Origin of the sequence: Rickettsia helvetica (genome assembly GCF_963970025.1) — a bacterium.
Lineage (GTDB): Bacteria > Pseudomonadota > Alphaproteobacteria > Rickettsiales > Rickettsiaceae > Rickettsia > Rickettsia helvetica.
In genome coordinates this window covers 555,099-569,276 of the sequence record NZ_OZ018776.1, presented here as the reverse complement: position 1 = coordinate 569,276, position 14,178 = coordinate 555,099, and the positions used below count along the sequence as shown (strand labels likewise).

The following is a 14,178-nucleotide window of genomic DNA, read 5'->3' as shown; positions in this document are numbered from 1 at the left end:
CTATACTTTAAAAAATAATTCGGTTATTAAATAATTGCTTATTAAGATAAGGATAGAAGAATTTACTACTGCCGAGGTAGTTGCTCTTCCAACTCCCTTAGCCCCTTTACCTGAATAATAGCCGCTATAGCAACTTATTATAGAAATAATAAACCCAAAAACTCCCGCTTTAACAAGACCGGAAATTACGTCAATCGGCTCTAAATACTGAAAAGTACTGGTTAAATAAGCTGAACTATTAAAATCAAGTTTATATACCCCTACCAAATAACCGCCCATAACACCAATTATATCCCCGATTAAAACAAGATAAGGCATTGTAATAATAGCTGCTATTACTCTTGGAAAAACTAAATATTTAATAGGATCGGTAGATAAAGTATATAAAGCATCTACCTGCTCCGTTACTCTCATTGTTGCTATTTCGGCGGCGATTGATGCCCCGACTCTTCCCGCTACCATTAACCCCGCAAGTACCGGTCCAAGCTCTCTAGTCAGCGACAATACTACTACCGTTGCAATGGAACTTTCAGCTGAGAAACGGGAAAAACCGGTATAACTCTGTAATGCAAGTACTGCACCTGAGAAAAAAGTTGTCATCGCAACAACCGGAAGCGAGTGAAACCCGATAAATAATAATTGTCTGATGATTAAACTCAAATATAAAGGCGGTCTTATGATACTGCTAACGGCAGCAAAGCTAAATAGAGAAAAACTGCCTACACTTTGTGCAAACTTTATAGTACGTTTACCGACCGAATTAGCTATATTTAATAACATTTATGTATATTTTTTTGTTTTATAATTGTTATCTAAATCGTCATTGCGGGCAGCCGTAGGCTGCGTGGCAATCTCATGACATAATAACAAATTCCTGAGATTGCTTCGTCAATTACTTCGTAATTTCCTCGCAATGACGCTTACTTATAAACCCTCTTATATCTACTACTGAGACTAGTCAATACCTCATACCCGATAGTACCTATAATACTTGCTATTTTATCGGGCGTGCAATGATTTCCGATAATTTCCGCTTCCTGCCCTAGAAAAATATCGGATGGTGGTAGATCAGTAACATCGATATTTATCAAATCCATCGATACTCGCCCTACTATAGGAACACTGCGACCGTTAATAAACACCTCGCCTTGATTACTAAAATTACGGCTATATCCGTCAGCATAACCAAGCGGTAACGTTGCAATGACACTATCACGCTTAGTTGTAAAAGTCATATTATAACCGATATGGCTATCTAGTGTCAAATTCTGTAAGTGGATTATTGGGGCTTTTAAGGTTACAGGATTTTTCATTACAGGGTTAAGTCCGTATAAGGCTGCCCCTGGTCTTGCTAAATCAAAATGGTAATCCTGTCCTAAAAATATGCCGCCGGAATTAGCAAGGCTTGCTTTGACGTTCGGAAAATATTGTAAATAAGCTTTAAATCTGTTTAATTGTTCTAGATTATAAGGATTATCTATTTCCTCGGATATAGCTAGATGGCTTATAATATATTGTAAATCTAGCCCTTTTAATAAATCACGATCATTAATTAGCTGCTCTATCTCATCAGAGCTTAAGCCAAGACGATTAATCCCCGTATTGAAATGTAAATCACAAGGCAATAATCGGTTTTTCAAATTACCGAATTTTTGCCAAATTTCTATTTGTTTTAAGTTATTTAGAACAGGTGTTAAATTATATTCTATAAGCTCTAAAGCATCATGCTCAAAAACTCCGTTAAGAACTAAAATATTTGCATCATTACTTAGTGCTTTGCGTAAATTCACTCCTTCTTCACTTGAGGCCACAAAAAAATGCTTACAATTTTCTTCTATTAAAGCTTTAGAAATTTGCATTGCTCCAAGTCCGTAACCATCAGCTTTAACGGCAGCACCGACTAACGAGGTTTTGCAAATATCTTGTAATAAAAGGTAATTATTTTTTATTGCAGATAGATTTATTTCTAGAGTACATAAACTCATAATATATTTCTTAACTCTTTAACGATAATTGGCATTACCGGTATTATATGAAATTTTGGAGGTAAGTCACCTACTTCTATAGTATCGGTAACAAAAATATTATCTATTACCGAATTTTCAATTTTATCTTTAGAGACGGCAGAAAGCACTGCATGAGTTATAAAAAAGCACTAACCGATAAAACCGTGTGTTCTTTTAAAAATCTCGCTGCTTTTACTATTGTTTCGCCGCTATCTATAATATCATCAATTAATATGCAATTTTTGCCTTCTACACTACCTGTTATTGATATCATCTCGCAATTATTATTTATATCCCTTTCTTTGTTTATATAAGCTGAATCTATATTTAGTAAATTACTAATTTTTTGAACTCGATTAATACTGCCTTTATCAGGTGCAACTATGACGAAATTGCTATAAGTTCTTAAAAACGGGATATATAAATTTATAGGTTCAAGATTTAGAAACAGGAATATTAAAAAATTTCTCTATTTTATCGGAGTGTAAATCAATAGTAATTACATGGTTTACTCCGAGCTTCTCTAAAAAATCTGCTATTAACTTAGCAGGAATTATATTTTGAGAATTTATATTATCTTGCCTTGCATAACCGAAATAAGGCATTACCAAAATTATTCGATTTGCTCCCGCTTTTTTTGCTGCATCTACTAGCAAGAACAGCTCAATTAAGCGATCATTAACGGGTTTTGATGTGGATTGTACTATGATTATATCTTCATTATGAAACGATTCTTGAATTTCTACTTTTATTTCGGAATCATTGAAATAGGTAATTCTCGGCTCAATATATTTTATATTTAATGCTATAGCTAAACGAGATGCGAGTAACTTATTACTACTGCCTGCTAAGATTTTCATGTGAGTGGTTTATGTTGTTTAACGTCATTGCGAGCGACTGAAAGGAGCATAGCAATCTCAGGATTTTGGCACGAGATTGCTTCGTCAATTACTTCGTAATTTTCCTCGCAATGACGTTTTAGTAATAATACCGAATTTAAGAACGACTTTCTAATTTTTGTATTAGTGCCTCAAAACCTTGATTTTTTAAAGTATCGGTAAACTCGTCTTGTTGAGCTCCAATAAGACTTACACCTTCCGTAATTATATCAGAAACTTTCAAAACGTCTTTTCCGTTTCCTTTCATTTCACGTACAAGATATTCTACTTTAATAGGGTCTTGCTCTTTATTACTAATGATATTCATAGCAACCATAAAATCGGTCGAGCTTAAAGTACGAACTCCTACTATTTTAGGCTGTTCACCTTTATAATCTTTTATTAAATCAGTATAAGATTTAGTAACATATTTAGAGTAAACTTTGATGAATTCCTGAACCTGCCCACCTGATAAAGTTTTTATCCCATTTCTGCCTAATGTATATTTAGCCATCCAATCAAAATCTAGGTTCTGAGACATTAACTCACGTGCTTTAGCAATTTTTACTCGCTCAGATAGCTTACTATCGTTTAATATACTAGAAGCTTCATTTACTAAATTAGTAACGTAACTGTTCAAACCGGCAGGCACTTTTTCATTAGAATAAGCGGAAAACGTTATAACTAATAGAAATAAACCTGTAATAATTTTTTGCATATAATCCTCTTTTAAGTTAATTTTTATTTTCTTTCATAAGGGCTAGGACATTTAAAATTTTCAGGATATTGAACCGATGCTTCACGAGCACGATGTAATGCCGATCTAATAGCCACATAAGGATCGGTAGAATTCTTCATCACATAATCACTAAACGGTAATACAACATATCGATCGTTTATTTTACTAACTGCTAGTACTCCTAAGTCAAAATCATTATGAGTGTAGTACCTTAATGGATTAAGAGCATAATTAGTAATTACCGAATCCGTCATGTCTCTTGCGTTAGTACTACCGATTATCGGCAATACTAAATAAGGACCTGGGGCAACCCCATAATGTGCGAGGGTACTACCGAAAGTTTGATGATCAGAGGGTAAACCTACTTTACCTGCCACGTCAAATAAACCGCCTATGCCAAGCGTCGTGTTAATGAGAAACCGCCAAACGCTTTTCATAGTTTTATCGTAATTTAACTGAAGCCCGTAATTTACCGCTGTAAGCGGTGTATCGACATTACTGATGAAACTATTAACACGTGCTTTTACGTAATCATTCGTGATATTCTTATAACCTATTGCTAAAGGACGCAATATTATATAATCTAACACAGAATTAAATGTAAATACTTTACGGTTAAATTTTTCGTATGGATCATAAACTTCCAAGCAACCGTTTTCGTTTCTTCCACCATTATAGTTATATATGTCATTATCAACATATTCAAGATCAGCTCTTATCGATAATGAATATAAAATAATGGATAATATAATTAATATTCTCATTGATTTATGCTGTTTTCTTACAAACAATAATACTATATTTATTGTTTTCCGCTAGTATTATTTCTTCCGCAGTTAATATAGTAAAATTATTTTTTTGTAAAATATTATTTATTTCATTCAAGTTAAAAATAAATTCCTTGCGTTTTACTGAAAATTGCGTCTTTGCGGCGTTCGGTAAACAAAGGGCACAATACCCTTGTTTACTAAGAGATGAGTATATTAAATTAAAATATTCTATTAAATTGTTAGTAAACGGTAATCCGCACAAACTAAAAATAATATCAAATTTATTAGAGTTTTGTTTTAAAAATTCATCGATAGCAATATTATATATTTGATTGTAAATTTTAGTGTTCGGATAATATGTTTCTTGTAAATCATTCATTAAAGTAGAAATTTCTACACCGGTTAAAGTAAAACTTTCCGGAAAACGTTTTTGTATTTCATAACCTACAAGCCCTATATTACTTCCAAGCTCTAGAATAGAGTAATTATCCGGTAAATCAGATATCTGCCTAAGTGCTGCATTAACAAACCTATACGGAAGATGGATATTTTTATCGTTATTAAAAATAGTAGGATAATATTGTGCAGTTAAATCACGATATTTTCCCCAAATTTCTTGAGGTATTTCAGTAATATCTTTATAATTTTTCAAAAAATTTATAAATATAGCTTTATATTTTTCATTAGATTTTTCTAAATATTCTATAGCTTGCCTGTAATTATTTTTTAAAAAATAAACCCATCCGAGTTGATAATATACTTTAGAATCATTAGGATTAAAAAATTTATCGACTAGTTTAAACCTAAGCAATGCATCATTTAAATTACCTCTATATAAATGATCGAGTCCAAGTTGATAATTAGTTTCGGCTAAATGAGAGAATTTATATTTACAATCACTTATATAATTTTTAAATTCTAAAATTCTATTCTTAATAAAATTCGGTATATTTATTATAGTTAAGCAATAATGTTTGATTTTGTCTTTTATTTTACCGAGCATAGTTTAATTACTAAATTAATGTTACTTACTATAATAAAGCATATCTTGATAAATTTTTAAATAAAATAATAGTTATATTATGAAATCAAACACTAATGAAGATGAAGAATCTACAAAAGAAACATTATATTTATTATCTAATCCGGTAAATGCTAAACGGATAAAGGAAGCTATAGAACAAGCAGAAAAAGGAGAACTGCTTAAAGTTAATTTAGATGATTAAATAATTTTTTTATTTTAGATTATTTTACATAGTTGTTGCAGCTTAAATCTTCTTCACAGAATTTAAAATTTACTATATTATAATTTTCATTAATACGGACTCAAATTATGTCAATTATTTCTACGAGGCTAAGTTCTATAAAGCCGTCGCCGACCCTTGCAGTCGTTAAAAAAACTCTTGAACTTAAAAAAGCGGGAGTTGATATTATCGCACTCGGTACCGGTGAGCCTGATTTTGATACGCCTGATAATATCAAAGAAGCGGCAATCAAAGCTATTAAAGACGGTTTTACCAAATATACCAATGTTGAAGGGATGCCTCTTTTAAAGCAAGCAATAAAAGACAAATTCAAACGTGAAAATAATATAGATTACGAACTTGATGAAATAATAGTAAGTACCGGTGGTAAGCAAGTTATATATAATTTGTTTATGGCATCTTTAGATAAAGGGGATGAGGTAATTATTCCAGCACCCTATTGGGTTTCATACCCTGATATGGTTGCACTTAGCACAGGAACACCTGTTTTTGTAAATTGCGGAATTGAAAATAACTTTAAATTAAGTGCGGAAGCTTTAGAACGTTCAATTACAGATAAAACTAAGTGGCTTATTATTAACTCTCCTAGTAACCCGACAGGTGCAAGCTATAATTTTGAAGAACTAGAAAATATTGCTAAAGTTTTAAGAAAATATCCCCATGTAAACGTAATGTCCGATGATATTTACGAGCATATTACTTTTGATGATTTTAAATTTTATACATTAACCCAAATAGCCCCTGATTTAAAAGAACATATATTTACCGTAAATGGAGTATCTAAAGCTTATTCTATGACGGGTTGGCGTATAGGCTATGGAGCAGGTTCAAAAGCTTTGATTAAAGCAATGACTATTATTCAGTCGCAAAGTACTTCAAACCCTTGTTCAATAAGTCAAATGGCTGCTATTGAAGCATTAAACGGTCCTCAAGATTATGTAAAGCCTAATGCTTTAAATTTTCAGAAAAAGCGGGATCTTGCTTTATCAATTTTGAAAAGAGTAAAATATTTTGAGTGCTATAAACCTGAAGGAGCGTTTTACTTATTTGTTAAATGCAATAAAATATTTGGGCATAAAACTAAGTCAGGAAAAATTATTGCAAATAGTAATGATTTTGCCGAATATTTACTTGAAGAAGCGAAAGTTGCCGTAGTACCCGGTATTGCTTTCGGCTTAGAGGGATATTTTAGAATCTCTTATGCTATTTCTATGGAAGAGCTACAAGAGGCTTGTATTAGAATTGAGAGAGCAATCGATGTCATTCCTGATTAAGCTTGTATGGATACTAAATCGTCATTGCGAGCAGCCGTAGGCTGCGTGGCAATCTCGTCAAATATCCTGAGATTGCTTCGTCAATTACTTCGTAATTTTCCTCGCAATGACGTTAAAAACAATACCAAACCAATACAAAATCAATGCGGAAAGTTTTTAAAAAGTTTTTAAAAAATAATAAATACGTACTTAGTATAATTACTATTTTACTATATTGGTATTTGCGTTTTGTTTATTTTACTTCGAGGCAGAAATTTATATTTTACGATAACGGCAATAAGGAAAAATTCCTAAACGAACAAGGTATAATCTTTGCATTTTGGCATAATATGCTCGCCTTAAGTCCGGCTATGTTTATAGGACATAGAAATATCTATGCTTTAATATCACCGCATTTAGACGGAAAAATTTTAAATGATCTAGTAGGAAAATTCGGTTGCAGAGTTATAGTAGGTTCTACTAATAAAAATCCAATTGGAGCTTTACGTAATATTATAGGTAAGCTATTTCAAGGTGCAAATATAATAGTCACGCCGGACGGTCCTAAAGGACCGATATATAAAGTAAATAGCAGCATTACCGAAATTGCTTATAGATATAACAAAAAACTTATTCCGATAGTAAGTAGTACCTCTAAATGTTTTAGACTAAAAAGTTGGGATAAATTAATAATACCTCTACCGTTTGGTACTATTAAAATCATAGTTGGCTCACCTTTAGAACTCACAAATGATAAAATACAAAACCATATAAGCCTTGAAAAACAATTAGCAAGCTTAACAGAGAGCTTAAGGAAATGATGCTATTATATTACGCTTTAAGCTTTATATTATTACCTGTTTATTTTATCATAATTCTTATACGTTTATTAATAGGTAAGGAAGATATAAGACGCATCCAAGAGCGTTTTGCTATTGGCAAACACAGACAAGACGATTCTTTCTTAGTATGGATTCATGCAGCAAGCGTTGGTGAGTCTATGGCAGCTTTAACATTAATATATAATATAAGTAAACGTTATCCTGACGTTCGTTTTCTAGTAACTTCTTGGACTAACAGCTCCGCTAAAATATTAACTGCCAAATTACCTAAAATAGCAGTTCACCAATTTTTACCGATAGATAATATTATTTTTACTAAAAAGTTTTTAAGAAATTGGCAACCTAATTTAGGTATTTTTATAGAATCGGAATTATGGCCGTGTACTATTAATGAGGGATCGGGGAAGTGTAAATTACTACTAGTAAATGCTCGTATTTCCGATAAATCGTTTAAAGCTTGGCTAAAAAGAAAAAGCTTCTTTCAGCTTATCCTCAAAAATTTCAGTAAAATTATTGTGCAAAGCGAGCGTGACTTACAAAAATTCAATGAACTTGGCGTATCAGATGCAATTAATTTAGGCAATATTAAATTTGCCAATGAAAAACTTCCGGTCAATCTAGAAGAGTTATCAAAATTAAGCTCACATCTAAACAATAGGCGAGTCGTGGTATTTGCCAGCACTCACCCCGAAGATGAAGAGGTGATTTTGCCTATAATCAAAAACCTAAAAGAGCAGTTTTTAGATTGCTATATTATCTTAATTCCAAGACATCCTGAGCGAGTTAAATCAATTATCGATAATTGTAAGTCACATAATTTATCCGCTGCCGCTAAGTCGCAAAATGATTTACCTGTTTTAAGCGATGATCTTTATATAGTTGATAGGTTCGGCGAAATGGGGCTATTTTTTTCCGTAGCGTTAATCTCATTTATCGGCGGTTCTTTTAAACAAGGCGGGCATAATATTTTAGAAGCGGCATATTTCTCTAATTGTATTATATTCGGTCCCGATATGAGTAAAAACACCGATATCGCTAAAGGCGTACTGCAAAATGAAGCAGCTATCCAAATCAAAAACGGTGAAGATTTACTAACTAAACTAACATATCTACTTAGGTCTAATAATTCTCTAGAACTTAAAGCCTATCGTGAAAATGCTTTAAAATTTGTTGAGGACAACCAAAAAATCCTAGATGAATATTTAAAAGTAATTATGAAGTTTCTTTGATAGCTGAATTCGGTTAATAAAAATAGAACTTCTAAAAGAATATTTAACTTCTAATTGCAATATGATTAAATAAGCCTATTCAATAACTAAGGATATACTTATGGAAGACCCAGACTATATACGTACCCTTATAAATCAACGAGCAGCAGAGGATCACGAAAGAAGAGAAAAAGCTAAAAAATACGATAAATCTCCTAAACAAATAGTAACAGAAAGAGAAAAACATAGGCAGCTTCAAGAAAAAGAAGGCTATGAAATATGTTAATCCTACCTTTTATTAATATACATACGAAGTGCGTTAAGCCCGTACTTCTTTTATTAACAATAAAATTTTAAGGAGTATTTATTATGGGCAGAGATGATGATTTGTATAGGAAAGCCGGTTATAATTATGGGGTATTAAAAAAGCAACAAGATAGAGAGCAAAAAGAAGCACAGGAAAAAGCAAAACGTAAGGAGGCAGATAGAAGAGGGGCTGAAAGGTGGGCTAGGATGAGTCCGGAGGAAAGAGAAGCAAGAGAACAAAAAGATAGAAGAAAACTTTAAAAATGACCCTATTATCAAAGGCATAACTTATGTAGGTAAAGGGATATATTTAAGGCAAGGGAGCAATAGAAGTAGGAAAAACTACAGCCACCACTTTAGTAAATGCATATAAAATTTCTACGGGTAGCATTGAAATAGTTAATACTGATGTGAATGGTAAAACTCAAGTAGTAATAAAAGATTCCGAATCTAATACTATTACTTCAAATAATAATTCTACCACTATTACATCAACTGTTACTACTACAGCTAATACTACCTCTACCTCACATATTACAAGTAAAACTGTTGAATTTAAAAATGAAAATGGTGTAGTAAGATTAAAGTACAAGAAAAAACAATAAAAACTTCCTTAAAATTTAAGCTAAATAAGCAACATATAGTAGAAGTTAAAGAATATAGAGATATTACTTTTCCTGATATTATGGATGGAAGCACAAATCTACAATTAGTTTTATATGAATCTAATGGTTCAAGACCAGAAAAAACAAATGCTTCTTACTTGAAACTTGATTATACTGATGATGGAAGAATAATTAAGCTATCTTTACCAAATCCTCCGGTTCTTTCTAGCAAACCATTATACCCAGCTTGCATTATTTATCATAGTAAATTATATACTTTATCGGTGAATAGCGAGCATTATGAGCATTTAACTCGAAAAATTTATGAAAATAACGGAGTAGTAGAAATAGGACATGCTGACCCTGCATATCATATAGAAGCTATATATGGTTAATAATCATGACTTATTTTTTTATTAAACTTTTTTGGGATTATAAAACAAATAGGTTTTGTTGCACGGCTTAAAAAAAGTACGCGATGTCATCACCACAAAAGTGGAGGTTTGTTGCATGAATCCAAAATCGCCATTGCCACGCTCCTTTTAGTCGCTTGCAATGACAAAAAAACTGATTCATGCAACAAGGCCGTTAACCCTGTGTGATGGCAGCTACTTCATCGGCAAAGTTTTTTTCTTCGTGTTCTATACCTTCACCAAGTTCGTATCTAATAAATTTGGCGATTTTAATTTCTGCACCGAGTTCTTTTTCAGCATTTTTAATTACTTCCGCAACGGTAAGTTTAGGCTCAAATAAGAAATTTTGCTGCAGCAATACAACTTCAGAGAAGAATTTACGTATTCTACCTTCTACCATTTTTTCTATAATATTATCAGGCTTTCCTTCTTCTTTAGATTTCTCAAAAAATACTTTTCTCTCACGCTCAACTAAAGCTTGATCCAAGCTTGAATCATCTATACTTTGCGGGTTATTTCCTGCTACATGAACAGCAATTTGTTTAGCTAAAGCTTCTAGTTTTGCTTTATCTTTTGCGTTAGACGCAAGACCTACTAATACGGAAATTTTTCCTAGATTCGGTACAACTTCATTATGCACGTACGAGCCGATTGCTCCTTCGGATATCTCTAATATATCCATACGACGTAATGTTAAATTTTCACCGATTGTAGCGATGTTTTCTATAATATCTTCTTCAACTGATTTACCGCTTTGCATTTTAGATGTTTTTAGTGTGTCTATAGTTTTTGCAATTCCTGCAAGGTTTACAATATCCTTAACTAAATCCTGAAATTGCTCATTTCTAGCAACAAAATCCGTTTCGGAATTTACTTCAACAACTACTCCGGTAAGCCCATCAACTTTTGCAGCCGTTAAGCCTTCAGAAGCAATACGTACGGCTTTCTTTGCAGCAGCAGCTAAACCTTTCTTACGAAGAAAATCAATAGCTTCTTCAAAATTACCGCTGGTTTCTATTAATGCTTTTTTGCAGTCCATCATACCTGCACCGGTTTTTTCTCTTAATTCTTTAACCGCTGCAGCACTTATATTTACTTCACTCATACCTTACTTTCTCCTTAATTATTATATTTGGCTTGGGTTGTGGCACCTAATCGTCATCGCGAGCAGCCATAGGCTGCGTGGCAATCCACAAAAAATAATAAAAAAATGCTAATTTATAGCATTTTTACTGGATTGCTTCGTCAAAATTTACCGCTTTTCCTTGCAATGACGAAAAAATACGAGTCACACAACAACACTTATGCATTATCAGAATTTTTATTTTCATCGGCATCATTTAATGCTTGCTCAAATTCTGTATTTGTCTCTTCATCAATATTTTTCGTTTTAGAGAATTTTTTAGCTTGTTTTAATTTAGAAACATTTTTAGAAGTTAACGCCTTATCTGTATGCTCCTGCATAGCCCCTATATCAACTCCTGAAGCTTTCATTAATTCTTCAAGTCCTTGTAATGCCGCACCTGCAAATAAACTACAATAAAGTCTTATTGATCTTATAGAATCATCATTACCCGGAATCGGATAATCTACATTATCAGGATTAGAATTAGTATCGACTACTGCAACTATAGGAATATTAAGCTTTACTGCTTCATTAATTGCGATATGCTCTTTATTAGTGTCAATAACTACTAGAAGATCAGGTTTAGAATTAAGATTTCTAATACCGGCAAGAGATAGAAGTAACTTATCTTTCTTACGGCTCATATCGAGTATCTCTTTCTTAGTATAACCCATAAGTGCTTCTTCACTTTCTAAGGTTTTTTCTAACTTATTTAGTTTTTCTATTGAACCCGCAATAGTTTTCCAGTTAGTTAGCATACCGCCAAGCCATCTATGATTTACGTAATATTGCCCGCATTTTTCGGCATATTCCGCTATAATATCACTTGCCTGTATTTTAGTACTTACAAATAATATTTTACCGTCTTTTTTTACGGTTTCATATATTGCATTCAAAGCAACGCTCATTAAAGCAGCACTTTGTCTTAAATCGATTATATGAACATCATCACGTTCACCATATATATAAGATGCCATTTTAGGATTCCAGCGTGAGGTCTTGTGACCGAAATGCACGCCCGCATCTAATAATTCTTTAATGTTAACAGATGGTATTTTTGACATTTTTAAATTCTCCTAATTGTTAGTTTATACCTCCGTAAGATGTTCATTCTAATGAACTAACATATATCTTACGTGTGAATTTTTTGCTTAAGTTTTGGAAAATCGTCATTGCGAGCGACTGAAAGGAGCGTGGCAATCCAGACAAAGTAATAAAAAATGCTAATTTATAGCATTTTTAACTGGATTGCTTCATCAATTATTACATAATTTCCTCGCAATGACGACTTACAAGCCTACAAATTATATACGCATATTGTGTAATTTACAAGCTTTTATTCTTTTCGCCAGGTAGTAGTACCGTCAGGTTTATCTTCTAGAATTATCTGTTGTTCTAATAATTGATTACGAATTTGATCGGCTAATAACCAATTTTTTTGTTTTTTTGCTTCTAAACGTTTATTTACAAGCTCATTTATATGGAGTTCATCCACACCGCTATTAAACCACTCGTGTGGAGTCTTATTCATTAAACCAATAAAATTAGCACAAGTAATAAGAGCAGCGGCATTAAGCTGCCTTTCTTCTTCAGTTGTAGAAGTAAATACTTCTTTAGCGTAGTCATTAATTATTTTTACGGCAAGCGGCGTATTCATATCATCAAGTAAGCTTTGCATGAAATTATGAGGTAAATCTATTTTTTGCACATTAATATTTTCTATAGCTCTATACCAATAATCTAAAGTTTTCTTCGCATCTTCTATAGCTTTATCATTATAATCAAGAGGACGCCTATAGTGACTACTTAATAAAAATAACCTTACTACTTCTCCTGAAATCTCTTTATCCATTAAATCCCTTACGGTGATAAAATTCCCAAGAGATTTACTCATTTTCTCACCGTTAACTGTTAAAAAACCGTTATGTATCCAGTATTTAGCATAGGTAGAACTTGGAAAAGCACATCTACTTTGAGCCATCTCATTGGTATGATGCGGGAAGATTAAATCTGCTCCCCCTCCGTGAATATCAAAATTCTCACCTAAATATTTGTAGTTCATGGCTGAACATTCAATATGCCATCCAGGGCGACCAAGTCCCCAAGGGCTTTCAAAATTCATATTTGCTGATTCATTTTGCTTTGCCGGTTTCCATAATACAAAATCCTGTGGATTTTTTTTTGTTTTACTATTTTCTACACGTACTCCCTCAAACATTTCTTCTAAATTTCGGTTAGATAATTCCATATAATTTGGAGCTGATAAAACATCAAAATAAACATGATTATCAGCAATATACGCGTGATCTTTTGCTATTAAGCGTTCTATTATTTCGATCATTACATCAATATGCTCTGTAGCTTTCGGCTCAATACTCGGTAATTTACAACCTAAATACGCCATATTTGTATGAAACTCTTGAGTAACTTTATCAGTCAACTCATTAATAGTAATGCTAAGTAGTTCAGCTCTATCGATAATTTTATCGTCAACATCGGTAATATTGCGTACATATTTTACTGCTCTACTGCCAAATATTTTTATAAGTATACGATAAAGTAAATCATATACTACTACCGACCTACTATTGCCTATATGAGGATTATCATAAACAGTCGGTCCACATACATACATTTTTACGTTAGCCTTATCTTGAGGATTAAAAACCTCTTTAGTACGGCTAAGAGTGTTATATAAGTGAAATTGAATTTGCATATTTTATTTACCAAAAACTGAAATACATTTCTTTCAAAAGTTAGTATTACA

General features: G+C 32.5%; 19 protein-coding genes and 1 pseudogene. 9 read left to right on the top strand and 11 right to left on the bottom strand.

Annotation, left to right across the window (positions count from 1 at the left end):
- The 5 genes from AB1146_RS03515 to prs all read right to left on the bottom strand — a co-directional run bounded on the left by AB1146_RS03515 (position 1) and on the right by prs (position 2,866).
- Positions 1–780, bottom strand: coding sequence for an MlaE family ABC transporter permease (locus AB1146_RS03515; protein ID WP_010423991.1), 780 nt, complete (start codon positions 778–780; stop codon positions 1–3).
- Positions 781–920: 140 nt separating this feature from the next.
- The gene (locus tag AB1146_RS03510; RefSeq protein WP_010423994.1) at positions 921–1,985 is read right to left on the bottom strand and encodes an alanine racemase; all 1,065 of its coding nucleotides are present in this window, start codon (positions 1,983–1,985) and stop codon (positions 921–923) included.
- Positions 1,982–2,134, bottom strand: coding sequence for a hypothetical protein (locus tag AB1146_RS03505; protein ID WP_232203641.1), 153 nt, complete (start codon positions 2,132–2,134; stop codon positions 1,982–1,984). Before AB1146_RS03505 ends, AB1146_RS03510 begins: the two co-directional genes overlap by 4 nt.
- An 8-nt stretch (positions 2,135–2,142) precedes the next feature.
- Entirely contained in the window at positions 2,143–2,349 is a 207-nt protein-coding gene (locus AB1146_RS03500) for a phosphoribosyltransferase family protein (RefSeq protein WP_232203719.1), read from the bottom strand.
- 91 nt (positions 2,350–2,440) lie between these two features.
- Complete coding sequence (prs, locus tag AB1146_RS03495; protein ID WP_029374849.1) at positions 2,441–2,866, bottom strand: ribose-phosphate diphosphokinase; 426 nt, start codon at positions 2,864–2,866, stop codon at positions 2,441–2,443.
- A gap of 37 nt (positions 2,867–2,903) precedes the next feature.
- Between prs and AB1146_RS08540 the strand changes: the two are divergent.
- Positions 2,904–2,996: pseudogene (locus tag AB1146_RS08540) on the top strand (lytic transglycosylase domain-containing protein); the annotation flags it as partial.
- A 6-nt stretch (positions 2,997–3,002) separates the two neighbouring features.
- On the opposite strand, the gene AB1146_RS03490 reads toward AB1146_RS08540, so the two are convergent.
- From AB1146_RS03490 to AB1146_RS03480, 3 genes are read right to left on the bottom strand one after another with little or no spacing between them, the layout of a single operon-like run.
- Positions 3,003–3,602: a phospholipid-binding protein MlaC gene (locus AB1146_RS03490; protein WP_355404316.1), complete on the bottom strand. Its 600-nt coding sequence runs from the start codon at positions 3,600–3,602 to the stop codon at positions 3,003–3,005.
- A 23-nt stretch (positions 3,603–3,625) separates the two neighbouring features.
- Positions 3,626–4,387, bottom strand: a complete 762-nt coding sequence (locus AB1146_RS03485; protein ID WP_029374850.1) for a VacJ family lipoprotein — start codon at positions 4,385–4,387, stop codon at positions 3,626–3,628.
- A 4-nt stretch (positions 4,388–4,391) separates the two neighbouring features.
- A complete protein-coding gene (locus tag AB1146_RS03480; RefSeq protein ID WP_010424000.1) occupies positions 4,392–5,396 on the bottom strand; it encodes a methyltransferase domain-containing protein in 1,005 nt (334 codons plus the stop codon).
- A 79-nt stretch (positions 5,397–5,475) separates the two neighbouring features.
- Between AB1146_RS03480 and AB1146_RS03475 the strand changes: the two genes are divergently transcribed.
- The 8 genes from AB1146_RS03475 (at position 5,476) to AB1146_RS03440 (ending at position 10,267) form a co-directional block, all read left to right on the top strand.
- Positions 5,476–5,619, top strand: a complete 144-nt coding sequence (locus AB1146_RS03475; protein WP_010424002.1) for a hypothetical protein — start codon at positions 5,476–5,478, stop codon at positions 5,617–5,619.
- A 107-nt stretch (positions 5,620–5,726) separates the two neighbouring features.
- Complete coding sequence (locus tag AB1146_RS03470; RefSeq protein ID WP_010424004.1) at positions 5,727–6,932, top strand: pyridoxal phosphate-dependent aminotransferase; 1,206 nt, start codon at positions 5,727–5,729, stop codon at positions 6,930–6,932.
- Positions 6,933–7,075: 143 nt separating this feature from the next.
- The gene (locus tag AB1146_RS03465) at positions 7,076–7,732 is read left to right on the top strand and encodes a lysophospholipid acyltransferase family protein (protein ID WP_010424006.1); all 657 of its coding nucleotides are present in this window, start codon (positions 7,076–7,078) and stop codon (positions 7,730–7,732) included.
- Positions 7,729–8,982, top strand: coding sequence for a lipid IV(A) 3-deoxy-D-manno-octulosonic acid transferase (gene waaA / locus AB1146_RS03460; RefSeq protein WP_010424008.1), 1,254 nt, complete (start codon positions 7,729–7,731; stop codon positions 8,980–8,982). Before AB1146_RS03465 ends, waaA begins: the two co-directional genes overlap by 4 nt.
- Before the next feature lie 100 nt (positions 8,983–9,082).
- Positions 9,083–9,247: a hypothetical protein gene (locus tag AB1146_RS03455; RefSeq protein WP_156790195.1), complete on the top strand. Its 165-nt coding sequence runs from the start codon at positions 9,083–9,085 to the stop codon at positions 9,245–9,247.
- Between the two features lie 83 nt (positions 9,248–9,330).
- A complete protein-coding gene (locus tag AB1146_RS03450) occupies positions 9,331–9,528 on the top strand; it encodes a hypothetical protein (protein WP_010424010.1) in 198 nt (65 codons plus the stop codon).
- A gap of 149 nt (positions 9,529–9,677) precedes the next feature.
- Complete coding sequence (locus AB1146_RS03445; protein WP_010424013.1) at positions 9,678–9,872, top strand: hypothetical protein; 195 nt, start codon at positions 9,678–9,680, stop codon at positions 9,870–9,872.
- Complete coding sequence (locus tag AB1146_RS03440) at positions 9,848–10,267, top strand: Sca4 family protein (RefSeq protein WP_040611333.1); 420 nt, start codon at positions 9,848–9,850, stop codon at positions 10,265–10,267. The genes AB1146_RS03445 and AB1146_RS03440 overlap by 25 nt, the downstream gene beginning before the upstream one ends.
- Before the next feature lie 193 nt (positions 10,268–10,460).
- Here the strand turns inward: AB1146_RS03440 and tsf are convergent, their stop codons facing one another.
- From tsf to cysS, 3 genes are all read right to left on the bottom strand, one after another.
- The gene (gene tsf / locus AB1146_RS03435; protein ID WP_010424019.1) at positions 10,461–11,390 is read right to left on the bottom strand and encodes a translation elongation factor Ts; all 930 of its coding nucleotides are present in this window, start codon (positions 11,388–11,390) and stop codon (positions 10,461–10,463) included.
- A gap of 197 nt (positions 11,391–11,587) precedes the next feature.
- A complete protein-coding gene (gene rpsB, locus AB1146_RS03430; RefSeq protein ID WP_010424023.1) occupies positions 11,588–12,475 on the bottom strand; it encodes a 30S ribosomal protein S2 in 888 nt (295 codons plus the stop codon).
- A gap of 272 nt (positions 12,476–12,747) precedes the next feature.
- Positions 12,748–14,127 carry a cysteine--tRNA ligase gene (gene cysS, locus AB1146_RS03425; protein ID WP_010424026.1) on the bottom strand — a complete coding sequence of 460 codons (1,380 nt, stop codon included), beginning with the start codon at positions 14,125–14,127 and terminating at the stop codon, positions 12,748–12,750.
- Positions 14,128–14,178 lie beyond the last annotated feature (51 nt).

Coding starts and splice junctions, on each gene's coding strand:
- AB1146_RS03515 (WP_010423991.1), bottom strand. CDS start 780: ATGTTATTAAATATAGCTAATTCGGTCGGTAAACGTACTATAAAGTTT.
- AB1146_RS03455 (WP_156790195.1), top strand. CDS start 9,083: ATGGAAGACCCAGACTATATACGTACCCTTATAAATCAACGAGCAGCA.
- AB1146_RS03450 (WP_010424010.1), top strand. CDS start 9,331: ATGGGCAGAGATGATGATTTGTATAGGAAAGCCGGTTATAATTATGGG.
- AB1146_RS03490 (WP_355404316.1), bottom strand. CDS start 3,602: ATGCAAAAAATTATTACAGGTTTATTTCTATTAGTTATAACGTTTTCC.
- AB1146_RS03485 (WP_029374850.1), bottom strand. CDS start 4,387: ATGAGAATATTAATTATATTATCCATTATTTTATATTCATTATCGATA.
- AB1146_RS03475 (WP_010424002.1), top strand. CDS start 5,476: ATGAAATCAAACACTAATGAAGATGAAGAATCTACAAAAGAAACATTA.
- rpsB (WP_010424023.1), bottom strand. CDS start 12,475: ATGTCAAAAATACCATCTGTTAACATTAAAGAATTATTAGATGCGGGC.
- AB1146_RS03465 (WP_010424006.1), top strand. CDS start 7,076: ATGCGGAAAGTTTTTAAAAAGTTTTTAAAAAATAATAAATACGTACTT.
- prs (WP_029374849.1), bottom strand. CDS start 2,866: ATGAAAATCTTAGCAGGCAGTAGTAATAAGTTACTCGCATCTCGTTTA.
- AB1146_RS03510 (WP_010423994.1), bottom strand. CDS start 1,985: ATGAGTTTATGTACTCTAGAAATAAATCTATCTGCAATAAAAAATAAT.
- cysS (WP_010424026.1), bottom strand. CDS start 14,127: ATGCAAATTCAATTTCACTTATATAACACTCTTAGCCGTACTAAAGAG.
- tsf (WP_010424019.1), bottom strand. CDS start 11,390: ATGAGTGAAGTAAATATAAGTGCTGCAGCGGTTAAAGAATTAAGAGAA.
- AB1146_RS03480 (WP_010424000.1), bottom strand. CDS start 5,396: ATGCTCGGTAAAATAAAAGACAAAATCAAACATTATTGCTTAACTATA.
- AB1146_RS03470 (WP_010424004.1), top strand. CDS start 5,727: ATGTCAATTATTTCTACGAGGCTAAGTTCTATAAAGCCGTCGCCGACC.
- waaA (WP_010424008.1), top strand. CDS start 7,729: ATGATGCTATTATATTACGCTTTAAGCTTTATATTATTACCTGTTTAT.